Origin of the sequence: Paenibacillus algorifonticola (assembly GCF_000971975.1) — a bacterium.
Taxonomy (GTDB): domain Bacteria; phylum Bacillota; class Bacilli; order Paenibacillales; family Paenibacillaceae; genus Pristimantibacillus; species Pristimantibacillus algorifonticola.
Map to the genome: position 1 here is coordinate 43,037 of NZ_LAQO01000048.1, position 17,712 is coordinate 60,748.

Sequence of the window (17,712 nt, forward strand, 5' to 3'; positions counted from 1 at the left end):
GTATAAACCCGATTATAATGAAGGAAATGAAATAAGTGAAATTGGATTTTATCAAAAATGATATAGAGGTGGTCTATACCATATGTTCAACCTGGAATGGTATCGGATTTTTCTGCATACAGCACGCTGCAAAAACTTAACAAGAGCGGCGCAGGAGCTGCATATTACACAGCCATCGGTCAGCTATGCGATTAAGCAGATGGAGGAGGCTTTGCAGCTCAAATTATTTCACCGGCTGTCGAAGGGCGTCGAGCTTACCGAAGAAGGGCAGGCACTGCAGGGCTATGTGGAGCAATCCTTTTCCATGCTGGATTCTGCGCAAAAGCATTTGCAAAATATGAAGCTGCTGAACGAGGGTGAAATTCGCATCGGGGCGAGCGATTCGCTGATTAAGCATCTTTTGCTGCCGCAATTAAATACCTTTCATCGCGATTATCCGGGCATCCGGATTCGTCTTTCGCATGGGAAGACGCCCGATATTACTACGCGCTTAAGGGAAGGCGAAATCGATTGTGCCATCATCCATCTTCCTATAAATGATTCCCAGCTGAATATTCAGACGCTTGCTGTGCTGGAAGATTGTTTTGTAGTTGGTGAAGCTTATGCGGAGCTTGCCAGTCGCTCAGCAGCGAATGGCGTCCTGACGATGCAGCAGTTGGCCGAGCTGCCGCTCCTGTTATTATCTCCGGGCAGCAGCACAAGGGAGTTTGTGGAACAATGGTTCGCGGGCAAGGGACAGGCGGTAAAGCCGGATATGGAGCTTGGCAGCATTGATTTGCTCGCCCAGTTCGCGAGGCTGGGTTACGGTGCGGCATTCATTAGCCGTTCTTTTGTGCAGGAGGAATTAAATAATGGCACGCTGTTTGAATTATTTGTAGAAGATCCGCTTCCGCCCCGAAGCATCGGACTTGCCGTACGGCAGGACAGGAAGCTGTCTGTTGCAGCTGAACGCTTCGTCCAGCTGTTCATGCCTGCTAGTGATGATGGATATTAGACTTGCCAAACTCACCCGGTAAATCCGAATATGTTCCATCAGCATCCGTACATTGTTCATGGCGCCTGCGGGTGTGATTTTGTACCATAAAGAAAAAGCGTTCTCTGCACAACCTAGTGCAGTAGCGGTTGATCGGATGATCACCCTATCCATAGAGGACAGAAAAGGTGGCCATATGAGCACAGCGAGCAGGCAGCTGCCCCGTAAACTGACAATTACGATGTGGGATTTCTCTTGGTATACGATGACGACGCCGGGGGAGCCTTATAGCGATTTAGCTGCAAGATATAAAGAGGCGGTAGAGCGCGGCTACAATACGATTCGCATTTGTGCGATGCCATTGATGCTGTTTACGGAATCGGGCGTTCGCCCTGGACCGCTGCGCTTCGGCAATTTGGGCGAGGTGGGGCAGCGGACACGCTGGTACAATTGCAAAGGCGGGGCGGAGCTGGACGGGCATGCGCAGCTATTGGAGCTGTTCAAGCAGGCGAAGGCTCACAACTGCTATATTATTCTTTCCTCGTGGGAATACCAGCAAAGCCCGAGCTTTCTGGCGGAGCCCGATTTGCGCGATTTGCTGGCGGATATTCCGCCGGACCAGCGCTTTATGGCGCTGGCGAAGTCGATGGATCAGCTCATTCAATATGTGAAGGCAGCGGGCTATGGCGAGCAGATCGCTTATGCCGAGCTGCATAATGAGGTTGAATTTGGACAGCTGACCGACATTGCAATCGAGCAGGGCGTTGCCGCCTCGAACACGCCGGGCCTCGTGCAGAAGATGCAGACCTTTATTGAAGAAGCGGTCGCCTTTCTCCGCGAGCAGCATCCCGAGCTGTTAATGACGGCAAGCTATACGCTGAATGAGGCTTACCCGAAAGCTTATGTGGCGCGAAATATGCAGGTGGCCCATTTTCATCTGTATATTAAAGGCGTGCTGCAGGAGCTGATGGATCGAACAGGCATCGACAATGAAGCGGTGCCGTTTCCAAATGGGCTGGTGCAATCGCTGCTGCGGGAAGATGCGCCGCCGTTCGAGAGCTGGCAGCTTCCCGCAGGCCAGGAATGGCGGATGCAGGGCAATCCGGTCGGCATGAAGCTGCTTTATCTCCATGATTGGGCCGACCCGGATCAATGGGATTTATATTTGTACGACCATTATGGCAGCCATAAGCTGGCGATGCTCCAGAAGGCGGATTTCCGTTTTGAGGAGCTGCATGAATGGGCGGGGCAAACGGAGCTTCCTATCGTCATTGGCGAAGGTTATGTGGGCTACACGCCGCTGCATGCAGGCTTTGAGGAAGGACCAGTCGGCAAATTTATAGCCGAATATGCCATTCGCAAAGGGATGAAGCTAGGCTTCTGGGGCATGGTGCTCTGCTCCAACTGCGCCCCTCATCATCCGTTTTGGAACGATATTGCGTGGCAGCAGAAGTGGAACCGGTTTATTTTGGAATCGGAATAGATTCGTGCAGCAATTATAGCTCAAGCAGAAATCAAATAGAGCGAGACGAAAGCTTCTTTTTCGAACATGCCGGGGGCATGCGGGGAAAGAGGCTTTTTCTCTCTCCAACCGCGCGCCTATTTGCTATAATCGGTATAGATGATCTTATTTACCATTCTAATAGGCGAGAGGAAGATACATATATGCAATTGCTGAAAGGGCAAAAAGCGGACGTGACCAAAGGGAGAAGCCTCGGCAAGCTGGCTGTCCGGTTTGGCTGGAAAGCTGGAAAAAGCGAGCTAGGCATCGATGCTGCGGCGTTTCTGCTGTCAGAGCGCGGCCGCTGCGAGCGGGATGAGGATTTTATTTTTTATGGCAATCCTTTAGCGGCGAATGGCGCTGCCGAGCATAAATCAAGCGGCCAGCAGCTTGGCACGGAAGCAGGCGATCAGGAAGTAATCGAGCTTGTGCTTGGGCGCCTGCCGGAGCAAATAGCGAAAGCAGCCTTTACGGTGACGATTTATGATGGCGAGCAGCTCGGGCATGCTTTTCAGGATGTTACGGGACTTTATGTGCGGCTGGTTAACCTGGACACGGGGGAAGAGCTGCTGCGCTACGAGTACGGTGCGGATTTGGTGAAGGAGACGGCGGTCGTAGCAGGGGAGCTGTACCGTCACAATGGCGAGTGGAAGTTTAGCGCGATCGGCAGCGGCTTTAACGGCGGTCTTGCCGCATTATGCCTGAATTATGGGCTGGAGCTGGAAGGAAATGCGGCAGCGGGCGAGGACGGGGAATCCCAAGCTTATGCTCGGGCAGAGGCTGCTGCGGCCGCGACAATGGAAGCACCTGTACAAACCGCCTCGCTTAGCAAAATCGATTTCCGCAAAAAGCTCGTGCAATACACACTGGAGAAAAAGCAGTTGACGAACGTCGTTGCCAGAGTAGGCATCGTGCTGGATATTTCCGGCTCCATGCAGACGCTGTATAAAAACGGTACCGTTCAGGAAGTTGTTGAGCGGATTTTGGCTGTCGCCTGTAAGTTCGATGACAACGGTACGCTCGACGTGTGGGTGTATGATAATGAATACAGCCGTTTGCCGTCAGTAACGGAGCGCGATTTTGGCCAATATGTCGATAAGCATATTTTAAACAATGACCGCATTCATAAGTTCGGGCGCAATAATGAGCCTCCAGTTATGGAGGATGTGATTCGCAAATATACAGTCGAGGAAAACGATCCAACGCCTGTGTTCATTATTTTTATTAACGACGGCGGGGTAGTGAAGTCGATTAAGCATACGATTACCCACTCGGCGGTGCAGCCGATTTTCTGGCAGTTTGTCGGCATTGGAAACTCCAATTTCGAAGTATTGAAGCGGCTGGATACGATGGAGGGGCGAATCGTAGATAACGCGAGCTTTTTCCATTTGGACGATATTGCAGCTGTGTCGGATGAGGACTTGTATGATCAACTGCTGAATGAGTTCCCGATGTGGATAAAAGCGGCGAAGGAACAACGTATTATTCGGCCATAAAATAAAGAAAGCTTACTCTGAACCGAAACGACTCAAAGGCCACTGCTGCTGGCTGGAGCGTCGGGGTTCAGAGCTTTTTTGCGTGCAGTGGATTCCAAATAACTGATTTTTATATGAAAATATATCCATTTTATATAGTGCTTGGCTTAAATCTTATGTGCTAAAATGAAAGCGTATACATTTGGAAGGGAGTGGGTGCTCATCCATTTTTATATTTTAGGTGTTTGCGTTATATCATTCCAATTGAGGAGGGTATTCATTTGATCAAACATTCAATGCGCAAGCTGGGCACGCTGGCCCTAGCGATCACCGTTGTCGCCAGCACGGTAATAATCGGAAACCCGTTGCAGGCGCAAGCTGCGCCGAGTGAAGCGTACACGTGGAAAAATGTAGTGACTGGAGGGGGCGGCGGCTTCGTCCCGGGATTTGTTTTTAATAAAAAAGAGCCTGGGCTGCTATATGCCCGGACGGATGTGGGCGGTGCTTATCGCTATAACGAGGCGACAGGCAGTTGGAAGGCGCTGCTGGACCACGTGGGCTGGGATGAGTGGAATAAGACCGGCGTAGATGCGCTGGCAACGGATCCGGTTGATCCGAATCGCCTGTATATTGCGGCTGGCGCCTATACGAATGATTGGGACCCGCATAACGGCTATATTATGCGCTCCACCGACAAGGGGGACACTTGGCAGGAAACGCAGCTGCCCTTCAAGATAGGCGGCAATATGCCTGGGCGGTCGATGGGCGAGCGGCTGATGGTTGACCCGAATAAAAATAATATCCTTTATTTTGGAGCGCGCAGCGGCAATGGTTTGTGGAAAAGTACGGACTATGGCGTGACATGGAGCAAAGTAACCGCGTTCCCGAATCCGGGCAATTTTGTGGAGGACCCGACTTATCCTTATTTAGCGGATATTATGGGACTAGCCTGGATTACGTTTGACGAATCGACGGGTTCGCCCGGCAGCGCAACACAGACGATTTATGTGGGCGTAGCGGATACAGCGAGCAGCATTTACCGCAGTACGGACGGCGGGACAACCTGGTCAGCTGTTGCGGGACAGCCGACTGGCTATTTGCCGCATCATGGCGAGCTGGATTCGAATGGGCAGCTTTATGTTACGTACAGCAATGGTACAGGCCCGTATAACGGCTCGAAGGGCGATGTGTGGAGGCTGAATACAGCAACTGGCGTGTGGACGAACATTAGCCCAGTACCTTCAAGCAGCGCTGATAATTATTTCGGCTATGGCGGCCTTGCGGTGGATGCCCAGAATCCGGGCACACTGATCGTCGCAACGCTAAATTCATGGTACCCGGACGCAAACCTTTATCGCAGTACGGATAGCGGCGCAACGTGGAAGCCGATTTGGCAGTATGGTGCTTACCCGAACCGCGACTTCTCGTACACACAGGATATTTCGGCAGCGCCATGGCTCGATTGGGGCGTAAGTTCTGCGCCGCCCGAAGTATCGCCTAAGCTCGGCTGGATGATTGGCGATATTGAAATTGATCCTTTCAACTCTGACCGCATGCTATATGGCACAGGCGCTACGGTGTACGGCACGACGAACTTGACGGCTTGGGATAGCGGCGGCAAAGTGGCTTTGTCTGTTATGGCCAAGGGCATTGAGGAAACGTCAATCAAAGAATTGATTAGCCCGCCGACTGGCGCTCACCTGCTAAGCGCCATGCTTGATGTTTCAGGCTACCGACATAATGATTTAACGGCGGCACCTGCAAAAATGTTCATTAGTCCAAGCAGCTCCACTAGCATAGACTTCGCTGAACTAAACGCTGGATTCATTGCGCGCGTTGGAAATGCAGACAAGGCGAAATATCCTAATGAAAAATCGATTGCTCTGTCCTACGATGGCGGAACGAACTGGTATAGCCCGAATGCAGAGCCCTCCGCAACAAAGGGCGGCGGCTTTATAGCCGTTGCGGCTGACAACAGCTCGCTCGTATGGAGCACCTCTGATGTAGGCGTTTATTATTCCAAAACGACCGGCAACTCATGGACAGCAAGCACAGGCATTCCAGCCGGTGCAAGAGTGATCTCAGACCGCGTCAACAAAAACAAATTTTATGCGGCAGCCGCAGGCAAGTTCTATGTAAGCACCGACGGTGGCGCGACGTTCACCATGTCGGCAGCAGCAGGACTTCCAGCAGAAGGAAACGTAAGATTTAAAGCGCTTCCAGGTGTGGAAGGCGATATTTGGCTGGCTGGAGGCAACGAGGACAGCGGCGTATACGGGTTGTGGCATTCGACGAACTCAGGTGCATCGTTTACGAAGCTTAGCAACGTCGAGGAAGCAGATGTCGTTGGCTTCGGTATGGCAGCGCCAGGCCAGACGTATCCTGCACTTTATGTATCGGCGCAAATCGATCAAGTCAGAGGATTTTTCCGCTCCGATAATGGCGGGGCAAATTGGGTGAGAATTAATGATGACCAGCATCAATATGCGTTTACTGGCGAAACGATCACGGGCGATCCGCGCATCTTCGGACGCGTCTATATCGGCACGAATGGCCGCGGAATCATCTATGGCGATACGGTGAATGGCCCAACTCCTACACCGACGCCAACGGCGACACCAACGCCAACGGCGACACCAACGCCAACGGCGACACCGACACCGACACCAACGGCGACACCGACACCAACTCCAACAGCGACACCGACGCCAACAGCGACTCCGTCCCCGGCAGGCAGCTTTAAAGTGCAGCTGTTTAACGGCGGAACATCGGCAACAGCGAACACGCTTAGCCCGAAGATCAAGCTGGTCAATACAGGCACAAGCTCACTTAATCTGGCCGATGTGACGCTCCGTTATTATTACACGATAGACGGCGAGGAAGGCCAAAGCTTCTGGTGCGACTGGTCGACCGTTGGCAGTGCCAACGTCCATGCTTCCTTCGTCAAGCTGCCGACGGCCGTAACGGGAGCAGACTACTACGTTGAAATTAGCTTTGCCAGCGCAGCAGGCTCCGTGGCGGCAGGCCAAAGCATTGAGCTGCAAACGCGGATTTCGAAAAACAATTGGAGCAACTACACACAAACGGGCGATTATTCGTTCAATTCCAGCGCGACAAGCTATGTAGACTGGGACAAAGCTACCGGGTATGCAGCGGGCAGCAAGCAATGGGGCGTAGAGCCATCTTAATTTGAAAAAGAGTAAGGGGCTCATGCGCCGGTTCATACGGTGCATGAGCCTTTTATGCTGGTGCTGCCGCTATTTTTGGTCACCAAAGTGATAGAAAAGAGGTAACGATTCGACTAGTTTCGAGGCGGCTCCCTGCTTGATAATAGAAGTATAGCGATTCCATTTCAGATGAAAAAAATCCAAAAGGAGGCTATTACGTATGAAGCAGCAGCTTAAACGGTTAATGATTTTTTCACTGGCGCTAGCTATGGTCTGCGGGTGGACGACGGCCGATACGAAGGCCAGCGCCGCAGATAGCGATGCTTTCGTTACAACATCAGGCAGCAAGTTTCAGCTGGATGGCGAAGACTTTTATTTTGCCGGAACGAACAATTATTATTTCCACTATAAGTCGCAAAAAATGGTCGATGACGTGTTTGCCGACATGGTGGCGATGAATCTCAAGGTGATCCGAATTTGGGGCTTCCATAATGGACAGCCGCAGGACAATGCCGTCCTACAGCCAACTCCCGGCGTATATGACGAATCGGGTTTTACCAAGCTGGATTATGCGATTTATAAGGCAGGACAGTCGGGCGTTAAGCTGGTTATTCCATTTGTGAACAATTGGGATGATTTTGGCGGCATGAATCAGTATGTTGCGTGGTTTAATGCCGGCTCGCATGATGCTTTCTATACGAATGCTTCTATTAAACAAGCATATAAAAACTATGTAAACTACATGCTCAACCGAGTGAATACGTACACAGGCGTTAAATATAAAGATGATCCAGCCATTATGGCATGGGAGCTGGCGAATGAGCCGCGGGCCCAATCCGACACAACGGGCAACAAGCTTGTTAATTGGGCGGATGAGATGAGCACCTATGTCAAATCGCTTGATACGAATCATTTGGTGGCTGTAGGCGATGAAGGCTTTTATAACATTCCGGGGCATTCGGACTGGATGTATGGCGGCGGGGAAGGCGTTGATTGGGAAAGGCTGATTACGCTGCCCAATATTGATTACGGCACGTTTCACTTGTATCCGGATCATTGGAACCGTACAGCGGAATGGGGCACGCAGTGGATTATTGATCATATCGAGGACGGCAATGCGGCGCAAAAGCCAGTCGTGCTGGAGGAATTCGGCTATCAAAATCAGGCGACCCGCAATCAGGTTTATGCCGCTTGGCTCGGTGCGGTCGAGCAATATGGCGGAGCGGGCAGCCAATTTTGGATTTTAACCGGCATTCAGGATGATGATACGCTGTATCCGGATTATGATGGCTTCCGCGTCGTGTATCCAAGCGCGACGGCTACGCTGCTGACTAATCACGCGAATGTGATGAATGCCAAGTCGGGCGGCGGGGGAACTGGGCCGACACCGACTGCGCCGCAAGGCGTAACGGCAACGGCAGGCAATGGACAGACGGCGCTGTCCTGGCAGGCGGTAAGCGGAGCGACCAGCTACAATATCAAGCGCGCGGCTTCAAGTACGGGCCCCTTCGCGACAGTGGGTACGACAAGCAGTACCACTTATGTGAATACGGGACTGGTCAATGGAACGACTTACTACTATACGGTTAGTGCGGTGAACAGCGCGGGCGAATCGGGGAACTCCTTGCAGGCGAGTGCAACGCCAGCCCTCCCGAATACGGGCACGAGCGAGCTCAAGGTCCAATACAAAAACGGCGATTCTGCCGCTTTGGACAATCAGCTAAAGCCGCAACTGCGCATCGTCAATTCGGGCACAACGGCAGTGCCGCTTCATGAGCTCACCATTCGTTATTGGTATTCGGCAGATGGCACGCAGCCGCAAACCTTTGACTGTGACTATGCGACAGTTGGTTGCTCGAATCTTAGCGGCAGCATTGCCACGTCAGGCAAGACGAGTGCAAATGCCGACTCTTATTTGGAAATCAGCTTCGGCACGGGTACCGGAAATGTCACTGCTGGCGGCCATACTGGGGAAATGCAGACGCGTATTCATAAAAATGATTGGTCCAACTATATGGAGACCAATGACTATTCGTATAATGCGGCAAATACGGCCTTTGCCGATGCCAGCCGCGTCACCTTGTATCGCAGCGGGGTGCTTGTATGGGGAGAGGAGCCGTCGTGAAGCAAGTTAGCCGAGGCACGTTCTGGTTTTACGTAAATAGAGGTCTCCACAACTTTGCACTGGAGAAACAGAACACATACTATCCGCATACCTGCATAATGGGAATCGAACATTTAGAAGTCTTGTATAGACTACCATAATTATGTCAGAGAAACTTAAGTGCTTAGCCCGCTACTCTCACCCAAGTACTTAAGCAGGGTGAGAGTAGCGGGCAAGGTTGTGTAGTTCGGTAAACCCATCTATCGTGAGTGATTACATCTTAGAAATGATACAAAAAATCGTATGGAGAAGTAGTCTTTAAACATGCAAATGACTTTAAGGGAGACTTCTTAAAGCAGGAGGAGCCCAGATTCTGCGGTGTAAAGGCAGACATAAGAAACACGTGGTTGTTTCATCGTGGGCACTCCCACCAGTAAAGACCAGAAAAATATCTGCAAAGCATCAGGCTCATTTATTAGGGACTCGATAAGGTGATTACTGGTAAAGGGGGAGATCGAGAATGTACATTTAGGTTCATATAATAGAAGATACACTTTTCACTCCTGAAAGTAGCCTTCAGTGTCGCAGTTTGAAAAATGTGCAGGTACCTTCATACAGCAACCAACTAAGGATAAGGGGTCGCATTCTATTCGAATATGATGGCATTTCAAAATGTAAAGGTCTATTTTGCTTAACTTTATACTTCTTGGCATCGATGCTCCAAGAAGAATGTAAACAGACTTGTACGAGCAATCTTTATTAATGAGTATGGATATGTCAAGGTTCCTGACGAATAATACGCTGAAATATTTCGTTAAAAGAACAACCGCTCCCGTATATGTCTCTGCAGTAAGTTTGCTCACGAAGCTCTCGTGAACGCAGTGTACAACTATTTATTTTGACAAGATATTTATAAGAAAGTGGTGCTTTTATAATTGATACCTAGTAAGAGGATAGACTGCTCTAGATTCCATTGTTTCTTGGGCATTGCAATAGCGAATGTAGTTGTCAAATGTACGTTAACAAAAGGTTTTTCAAAATCTATTTATATATGAACTCTCTTTCGAAAATAACAGTAGAAGGAAACTAATCAAAGAGTATCGGTAAATCATCTATTTTTTTCTGAAAAATTTATTATATAGAAATAAAAATATTAAAATAACAACTATCCAAAAAACCACTATCCACGCAACTCCTGATATCATCTTTAAAAACCCTTCTAAACCCATTTTTACGCCTCCATATATAATATATTCTATAATATGAAAATTAAGAGTGATCTTAGTATATTTATATTTAACCATTAGTCGTTCCGTTCGTCAAACATTTCAGGTTAACCATCTAAAATGATTTGAAAAGAAAGTGTAAAAAATGATGTGTAAGTAGAAAAAAATAAAGACCTTTTCTAGTGGAGTTGAGTTACTACACAACAATCCAAAAATCGAGGACTTCCTTATGAATCAACCACTGGTTAATTCATTTACACAAAATTCTTGGCGCTGCCTTTGAAAATCGTTTTAAATTGAAGAATCTGAATCAGAGAATTAATTTAACATTCTCATAAATTCCTTTATTGACAAAATAAAACTAAATGTTGTAATATAAGATCTTTTTGTTTGTTAATATTTACTTATTAAGGGAAGTATGATATGGTTTATGCTCATCTGATTTTGGTAATGAATTATTGTGAGTGTTTTATTTATTTTGAATTATGTAGTTATTTGAATGTTAGAATTTAAAATGAAAAGGAGATAGTTCATTGAAAGAAAAATCGATAAAAATATTAGGATTATTCATGATCTTAACCTTGTTGTTAAACCTTACTCCAGCGTATGCAGCAGAAAATGCTATTGAAATTAAAGATCCTGATGCTTTTAATTTTGAACTGGAAAAACAGAAAATACAGGAACTTTCATCCACTGAGGAAATTAGTTTTAATCCTGATGAGCCGTTAGTTATAAATTTCGATGATGGTAGCTCTGTTACATATTCTGTTAATAGACAATTTTCAAGAGCAGGTTCTTTAACATTATCTGTGATAAAGTCGTATGATTGGCTTGTTGGGTACGCGAAAATTGAGCTAAGTGTTAGCAAAATAGATTACTATAGTGGTGGTAGCTTTGGAGAAGGTTACCTCCTAAGTGGGAATTCAAATGATGTTTATCAAACTATCCTTGATACTGGATGGGCTACTGTTTCACGTGGAGTAACTGAGGCTAAACATGTTACTTTAGATAGCGGTTATAAGCAAGGTATTAAGGCCAGAGGTAAAGGAGATATAACGTATTATATTTCAGGAATATATAAACAACAGTCTTATGAATTTATTTGGCAAAAACATCCAACTAAACCTGAATTCACATTTCCAAGTTCTTATTGATATTTAGGATGAAACTACTTTAGAAAAATTTCAATTTATTTATGACTCACCAATAATTCATTTCAATTTTTAGATGAACAGTTATTAGTTTGAGTATAATGGATTTTCTCTTGGAATATAATTTAAGTTTCCCTGTTTTAGTAATAGTTGAAATGAGAAATTTATTCTTAGTAGATTACAATTCGGAATTGATTTTTAAAATAATACCTATAAGTTTATGAATGCGACTTGAAGAGCACACCGAAGAGTGGACATCGGAAAAACACTTTAGTGTTTGAACCGATGAAAACGATAAGGGTGCTTTTTATTATAATAAACAAGATCCAAAATTTGTTGCTTTTTAGCCCTTATTTAGACTAGGATAGTACGCCTATTACTTAGATATAAAGAAATCAAACAGAGGGGACTAAAAATAAAGAAAAAATAATATCTCTTAAATATTAGAAAAATGGTTGCAGTCAAAAGGAAGGGGATCAGGAATATTGCCACGTTAGCGCACCAGCGCGAGCTTAACTCTAAGATAGTTTTGAATTGGGTCAAAGAGCTGATTCGTAAAGATTGAATCAGTTGGTCGGGCGTAGCAATAAGCAAAATAAGTTTGTTCTTACCATAGTAGTCTATGCACAGTCGGGGAAGAGAATAAAAGTTTGAAGAATCTCGTTGCACAACAAGTTCTCAAAGATCTGCATAAAATATGGACCTGTACTTGCAGAGAAAATAGAAATTGCTCAGAAATTTATTAGACTGACACGTCAAATTGATATGGTGATATTTAGAAATAGAACTATCTATGTTTAATTACTATAGGAGCGGAATGCGAGGCATGTTGCTTAAGTAGCTTCATCAATGAGGTTAAAAGCTAAAGCATAATAAGAAGGTATTTTGCCTTATGTGCAAATTCATGGAGGTGCTTCGTCACCAGTGCAAAATCAGCATCAAGTTATCTTAAGTGACATATGAACAATCGAGTAGCTACCGCCTCCAACTAGCTGTAGGATCGATGTTGAGTGTTTATGAGTCAGTGCAGAGCAGCGAAACTTCTTTTATGAATCACTATTGCCGTTTTTAATTGCGCTAACCTTTAATGCCATGTGCCCCTTTTAATTTACGTACGAATTACTGATTAAGCTTAAGTTCTTTAATCAAGCAGATCAGCCTGTGAACAATCTGTTCTTAGTACATCAGCCTTCAATTGATTCAGGATTACAACCGCGTTTGCTTACATGTAGGCAATCATAAGTGGGATTTTCAGTCAGCATTAAGGTAATATAGCCGAAATATGTTCAGAAAAGGTTCAGAATAGAAGTTATAATAGAAGATAGAAACGAAAACGATAGCTTGCATGAATAAGCAGTGCCTGGTGAGTGCGACTCAGCAGGCTTTTACATTGTATAGACGATACATAAGAGGCATCGTAACGCTGCGGGGAGAGACTATGAATGCTTAATCGAAAGAACATCGGTATGTTCCTGATGATTTTGGGAATTATGGGCACGATTTTTGTGCTTGTATTCCTTAAGCTGACGGATAGACAAGATGTGCGTGCTGTGAATGGCGTGTTGGACTTGAGTAACTGGAGTTTTGTGGAAAATGGAGCAGTCAAGCTGGACGGGGAGTGGGAGTTTTATCCGAACCAGCTGCTGACGCCGAAAGACTTTTCCATAGCTAGCCAGATGCCAAAGGAGCAGGCTCCACCGGGCAAGCTGGTGAACGTACCAGGGAAATGGAATGCTTATTTGTCCGAAGATGGAAGTAGGGCGGGCATTGGCTACGGCACGTATCGTTTGAAAATTCAGCTTCCCAGCCATTTGCGGGAAATATATGGGGTTTACACCTCTAACATTCGCATGGCCAATCGAATTTATTTAAACAATCAATTGATTGGTGCCAGCGGTGCCCCAGCAGCAAATGAATACGATGGCGTTCAAAACAATGTGCCTTATATTGGCCTTGGCACCGTTGCGGGCGATTCGGTCGAGCTCATTGTGCAGGTGGCGAACTACAGTTATGCTACAGGCGGCATCATTTATTCCATCACCTTCGGAGATCAGCATACGATTATTAAAAACCGGGAGATGGATATTTTACGAGGGGCGCTGACGATTGCCGGATTTCTAATCCCGGGCTTGTTTTGCTTGCTGTTATACGCGCTTAGAAAGCAGGAGAGAGGGCTGATGTTTCTCGGGCTTTTTTGCCTCTCGTCCATGATTTTTATGATGACCCAAGGGGAACGGATCCTTGTCCAACTGCTGCCTGATCTGCCTTATTCCTTCGTGCTGAAGCTGCAGCCAATCTCATCGGTATTTGTGTATTATTTTTTATTATGCATTGTGAATGAAATGCTGCCAGGCATCGTGCATCCCAAGGTGATGCGGTTCTTGAAATGGCTTGCGGGCATCACCATTTTGCTGGAGCTCGTTGCGACGCCATTATTTATCTCAAAGCTGGAAGTTTTAATTATGATTCAGGGCTTGTTTATGATCGTTTATTATATTTATGTCATTATTCGGGGGGTCGGACGCAAAGCGTATACGGATCCTTACTGGTTTTTAAGTCTTCAGAGCATTGTCATGATGATGCTTGCTTCCATGATGCGGGCATACGGATTTATGGAAAGCGCGATGCTCATTTCCTTCGAAACGCTGCTGTTCGTGTTCGCCCATGCGGGCTTGTTCGCGAAACGCTTTACAAAGTCGATTCGCGAGGTGGAGCAGCTGTCGGAGAAGCTGCTGACGCTTGATGGGCTCAAGGATGAATTTATGACGATGACCTCGCACGAGCTGAGGACGCCGCTGCACGGCATTATTAATATGGCAGCCTCCATGCTGGAAGGCGCATCCGGACCGCTCAACAATACGAAGCAGGCAGAGCATTTATCGATGATTGTATCGACCGGAAAGCAGCTGTCTGCACTGATTCAGGATATTTTGGAGTTTGCGGAGCTGCGGGGCGGTGTGATGAAGCTTGCGAAGCGAAAGATTTATTTTCAGCCTGTGCTTCATGCGGTTGTGGAGGTTGTGGAGCATCTGCTCATCGATAAGCAGGTTCAGATTCAGCAGCGGCTGCCTGCCAATTTGCCTTTGCTGGATGCGGATGAAGATCGGCTGCGGCAAATTTTGTACAATTTGCTTGGCAATGCGGCGAAGGCGACCATTCAGGGGAAAATTACAATTAGTGCGGTGACGCAGGGAGATAAGGTGAGGGTGGACATTTCGGATACAGGAATGGGCATGCCGTCCGAGCAGCTTGAAACGGTTTTTCTTTCTGAACGCAAAGCAAAGGCGGGGCGGCGTGCCTTTCAAGGCTCGGGCTTCGGACTGCGCATTACGAAGCAGCTCGTTGAGCTGGGTGGCGGAACCATTAGTGTCCATTCTATTGAGGGAAAAGGGACGACGTTCAGCTTCACGATCCCGATCGCCCAAGGCCAGCAGCAGGAGGACGGCGACATCGCCTATCAGGAGCAGGCGGCAGCGATCGAGCTTACTGCCATGCTGAATATACCGCCGCCCGCCGCCGAATTCCGCGTGCTCGTCGTTGACGATGATCCGATTAATTTGCAGGTGCTCATTAATTTGCTTTCCATTGAGCGATGCGAGGTTACGGCGGTAAGAAGCGGAGATGAGGCGCTTGAAGAGGCGTTCGCTGCTCCGGCCAAATATGATTTGGTCATTACCGATTGGATGATGCCGAAAATGTCGGGTATTGAGCTTTGCCGCAAAATTCGCGAACGCTTCCTGCTGTCGGAGCTTCCGGTTCTGCTGCTCACGGCCAAAACGAAACCGGAGGACATCAAGCTCGGCTTTGAGGCGGGCGTCAACGATTATATCGGCAAGCCCGTTGATGCAGGCGAGCTGCGTGCCCGGGTTCAGACGCTGCTTGCACTCCGCAAGTCGGTTAAGCTGGCCGTACAGGCGGAAATGGCGTTTTTGCAGGCGCAAATTAAGCCCCATTTTTTATATAATGCCTTGAATACGATTATTGCGATTTGTCCGGTAGATCCGTATAAAGCGATGGAGCTGCTGATTGAATTAAGCCAGTTTTTGCGCAGCAGCTTTGATTTCCATAATCGCGACAAAATGACGACGATCGAACGTGAGCTGGAGCTGGTCAAGTCCTATTTGACGCTGGAAAAGGCGCGTTTTGATGAACGGCTTAAAATTGAATACGAAATTAGCTGCGATGAGCTTGCGCTGATTCCTCCGCTGACCATTCAGCCGATTGTGGAAAATGCGGTCAATCACGGCGTAATGAAAAAAGAAGAAGGCGGTACGATTAAGCTGAAAATTTCTGAAGTGGATAACTGTATTATGGTTCTTGTAGAGGACGATGGTGTAGGCTTCTCCCCTGAACGATTATCGCAGGTGCTCTCGGACAAAGGCACAGGCCGCGTAGGGCTTAGCAACATCAACCAACGGCTGGTCAATTTGTACGGCAGTGGTTTGGTTATTGATGGACAGAGGCAGCACGGCGCGGAGGTAAGCTTCCGCTATCCGAAGGAGCTGCGAGCAGGCACTTATAACGAAGCATAAAAGGGAGTCGGTGGCGATGAGAGTCATTTTAATAGATGATGAAAAGCCGGCGCTCGCTCACATTGAATGGTTGTTCGAGCGGGACGGACGCTTGCAGGTGGCAGCAAAATTCACTTCGGCCAGAGATGGCATTCAGGATGTGCGGGACACGCCCGCACACATCGTCTTTCTGGACATTAATATGCCGGGACTGAACGGGCTTGAGGCGGCGGAGCATATCCGCAGCATTAACCCGGATATCCGTATCGTATACATAACGGCCTATTCGGAATATGCGATTGAAGCGTTTGAGCTGAATGCACTCGATTATTTGCTGAAGCCCGTTCATCCCGAACGGTTTAAGAAGACGATTACTCGCATTATAGAAGATTACAGTCGGGGCAAGCCGGAGAAGCAGCCGCTGCCCGGCAGGCAGGTGCTATGCTTCAAGCGGCTTGCGTTTCATGACGATGGAAAAACGAATACGAGCCTCCGGCTGCGGACGCTGAAAGCGCAGGAGCTGTTTGCTTTTTTACTGCATCATAAAGATCAGTGGGTCGCCAAGCAGCAGCTATTAGACACGCTATGGCCCGATTCGGATTATGAGAAAGCGATGATGCTGCTCCATACGTCCGTCTATCAAATACGCAAGCTGATGAAAGATTGGAAGGTAGAGGCGCTCGTTGAGTTTGCGCTTGACAGCTATCGTTTGACGAGCAATGGATTAAAGCTGGATGTCGAGCAGTTCGAGCAGGGAGTTGCCGCGATCCGCGCCATTGACACGGAGCAGCAGCGTATAGCGGCAGAGCAGACGCTCAGCCTGTATGCCGGGGACTATTTTGAAGAGCATGATTTTCTGTGGGCGAGGCAGCGCCGGGATGAGCTTAGAGCGAAATATGTGCGGTTTGTACGCAGCCTTATCCATTATGAGATGAATGCTGGGCACGAGCAGGAGGCGCTTAAGAGACTGCTGCTGCTGCATGAGCAGGAGCCTTATTCGGATGAGCTGTGCCGGCAAATTTTAAAGCTGCTTGGCAAGATGGGAGAACGGGAGGCACTTGCCCTCTATTATGATGATTTTGCACGACTGCTTCTTGAAGAATTAAATTGTGAGCCGGAGCCAGAGACGAAGCATGTAATGAAGCAGCTTAAAGGTGCACAGTTAAAATAAAACGGAGGCTCAGCTGGATTTGCCGTTCCTTTTTCGGATGGCAGCGCGTCTGAGCCGCTTTTTTTAAATTTGTACTAGGATGTGTATGCAAACGGGAGGCGGTCTGCTGCGCCTTGCTTAGCCCTTATTCGAGGCCAATCTCATCTGCCGATTCAAGGCTTAAGGAACCAGAGCATGCAATTGTTGCTGAGTTCGTTTTGGCTGAGGAGACTGTTGCTGAGAACACTGTTGGCTGAGTCCGCTGTTGCTGAGAACACTGTTGGCTGAGTCCGCTGTTGCTGAGAACACGCAGCTTGGGACGCACAACTCCTTTTTTGAAGGACTGAGGTTCCGCTATTTTGGCTTTTGCTCCGATTTCGGGGCTTAAGCGGACAGGATGCTCTTCTGTCAATAGAGTGGACACGCCTATTATGCTATTTTTTCGTAATAAAGC

9 protein-coding genes and 2 pseudogenes are annotated in these 17,712 nt (G+C 47.7%); 10 read left to right on the forward strand and 1 reads right to left on the reverse strand.

From position 1 onward, the window contains the following. The first annotated feature begins 82 nt into the window (after nt 1-82). The 10 genes and pseudogenes from WH37_RS30095 (at nt 83) to WH37_RS30130 (ending at nt 17,279) form a co-directional block, all read left to right on the forward strand. On the forward strand, nt 83-994 hold the full coding sequence (locus WH37_RS30095; RefSeq protein WP_046234344.1) for a LysR family transcriptional regulator: 912 nt from the start codon (nt 83-85) through the stop codon (nt 992-994). 175 nt (nt 995-1,169) lie between these two features. Next, nucleotides 1,170-2,456 (forward strand): cellulase-like family protein, encoded by a 1,287-nt coding sequence (locus WH37_RS30100; RefSeq protein WP_046234345.1) that lies wholly within the window; start codon nt 1,170-1,172, stop codon nt 2,454-2,456. A gap of 182 nt (nt 2,457-2,638) precedes the next feature. Next, a pseudogene (locus WH37_RS36795) lies at nt 2,639-3,172 on the forward strand (TerD family protein); the annotation flags it as partial. A gap of 99 nt (nt 3,173-3,271) precedes the next feature. Continuing rightward, nucleotides 3,272-3,970, forward strand: coding sequence for a vWA domain-containing protein (locus WH37_RS36800; protein ID WP_046234360.1), 699 nt, complete (start codon nt 3,272-3,274; stop codon nt 3,968-3,970). A gap of 263 nt (nt 3,971-4,233) precedes the next feature. Further along, a complete protein-coding gene (locus WH37_RS30110; protein ID WP_063838053.1) occupies nt 4,234-7,137 on the forward strand; it encodes a cellulose binding domain-containing protein in 2,904 nt (967 codons plus the stop codon). A gap of 199 nt (nt 7,138-7,336) precedes the next feature. Continuing rightward, a pseudogene (locus tag WH37_RS36805) lies at nt 7,337-8,479 on the forward strand (cellulase family glycosylhydrolase); the annotation flags it as partial. Then, on the forward strand, nt 8,465-9,241 hold the full coding sequence (locus tag WH37_RS36810) for a cellulose binding domain-containing protein (RefSeq protein WP_231594435.1): 777 nt from the start codon (nt 8,465-8,467) through the stop codon (nt 9,239-9,241). The pseudogene WH37_RS36805 and the gene WH37_RS36810, both read left to right, overlap by 15 nt. Nucleotides 9,242-10,979: 1,738 nt before the next feature. Further along, nucleotides 10,980-11,600: a hypothetical protein gene (locus tag WH37_RS30120; protein WP_046234346.1), complete on the forward strand. Its 621-nt coding sequence runs from the start codon at nt 10,980-10,982 to the stop codon at nt 11,598-11,600. Nucleotides 11,601-13,039: 1,439 nt separating this feature from the next. Continuing rightward, nucleotides 13,040-16,129 carry a hybrid sensor histidine kinase/response regulator gene (locus tag WH37_RS30125; RefSeq protein WP_046234347.1) on the forward strand — a complete coding sequence of 1,030 codons (3,090 nt, stop codon included), beginning with the start codon at nt 13,040-13,042 and terminating at the stop codon, nt 16,127-16,129. Between the two features lie 16 nt (nt 16,130-16,145). Continuing rightward, entirely contained in the window at nt 16,146-17,279 is a 1,134-nt protein-coding gene (locus WH37_RS30130) for a response regulator (RefSeq protein ID WP_046234348.1), read from the forward strand. A 124-nt stretch (nt 17,280-17,403) separates the two neighbouring features. Here WH37_RS30130 and WH37_RS36815 read toward each other — a convergent pair. Beyond that, nucleotides 17,404-17,712 (reverse strand): hypothetical protein (locus WH37_RS36815; RefSeq protein ID WP_231594433.1); only part of this gene is annotated, 309 nt, incomplete at its 5' end.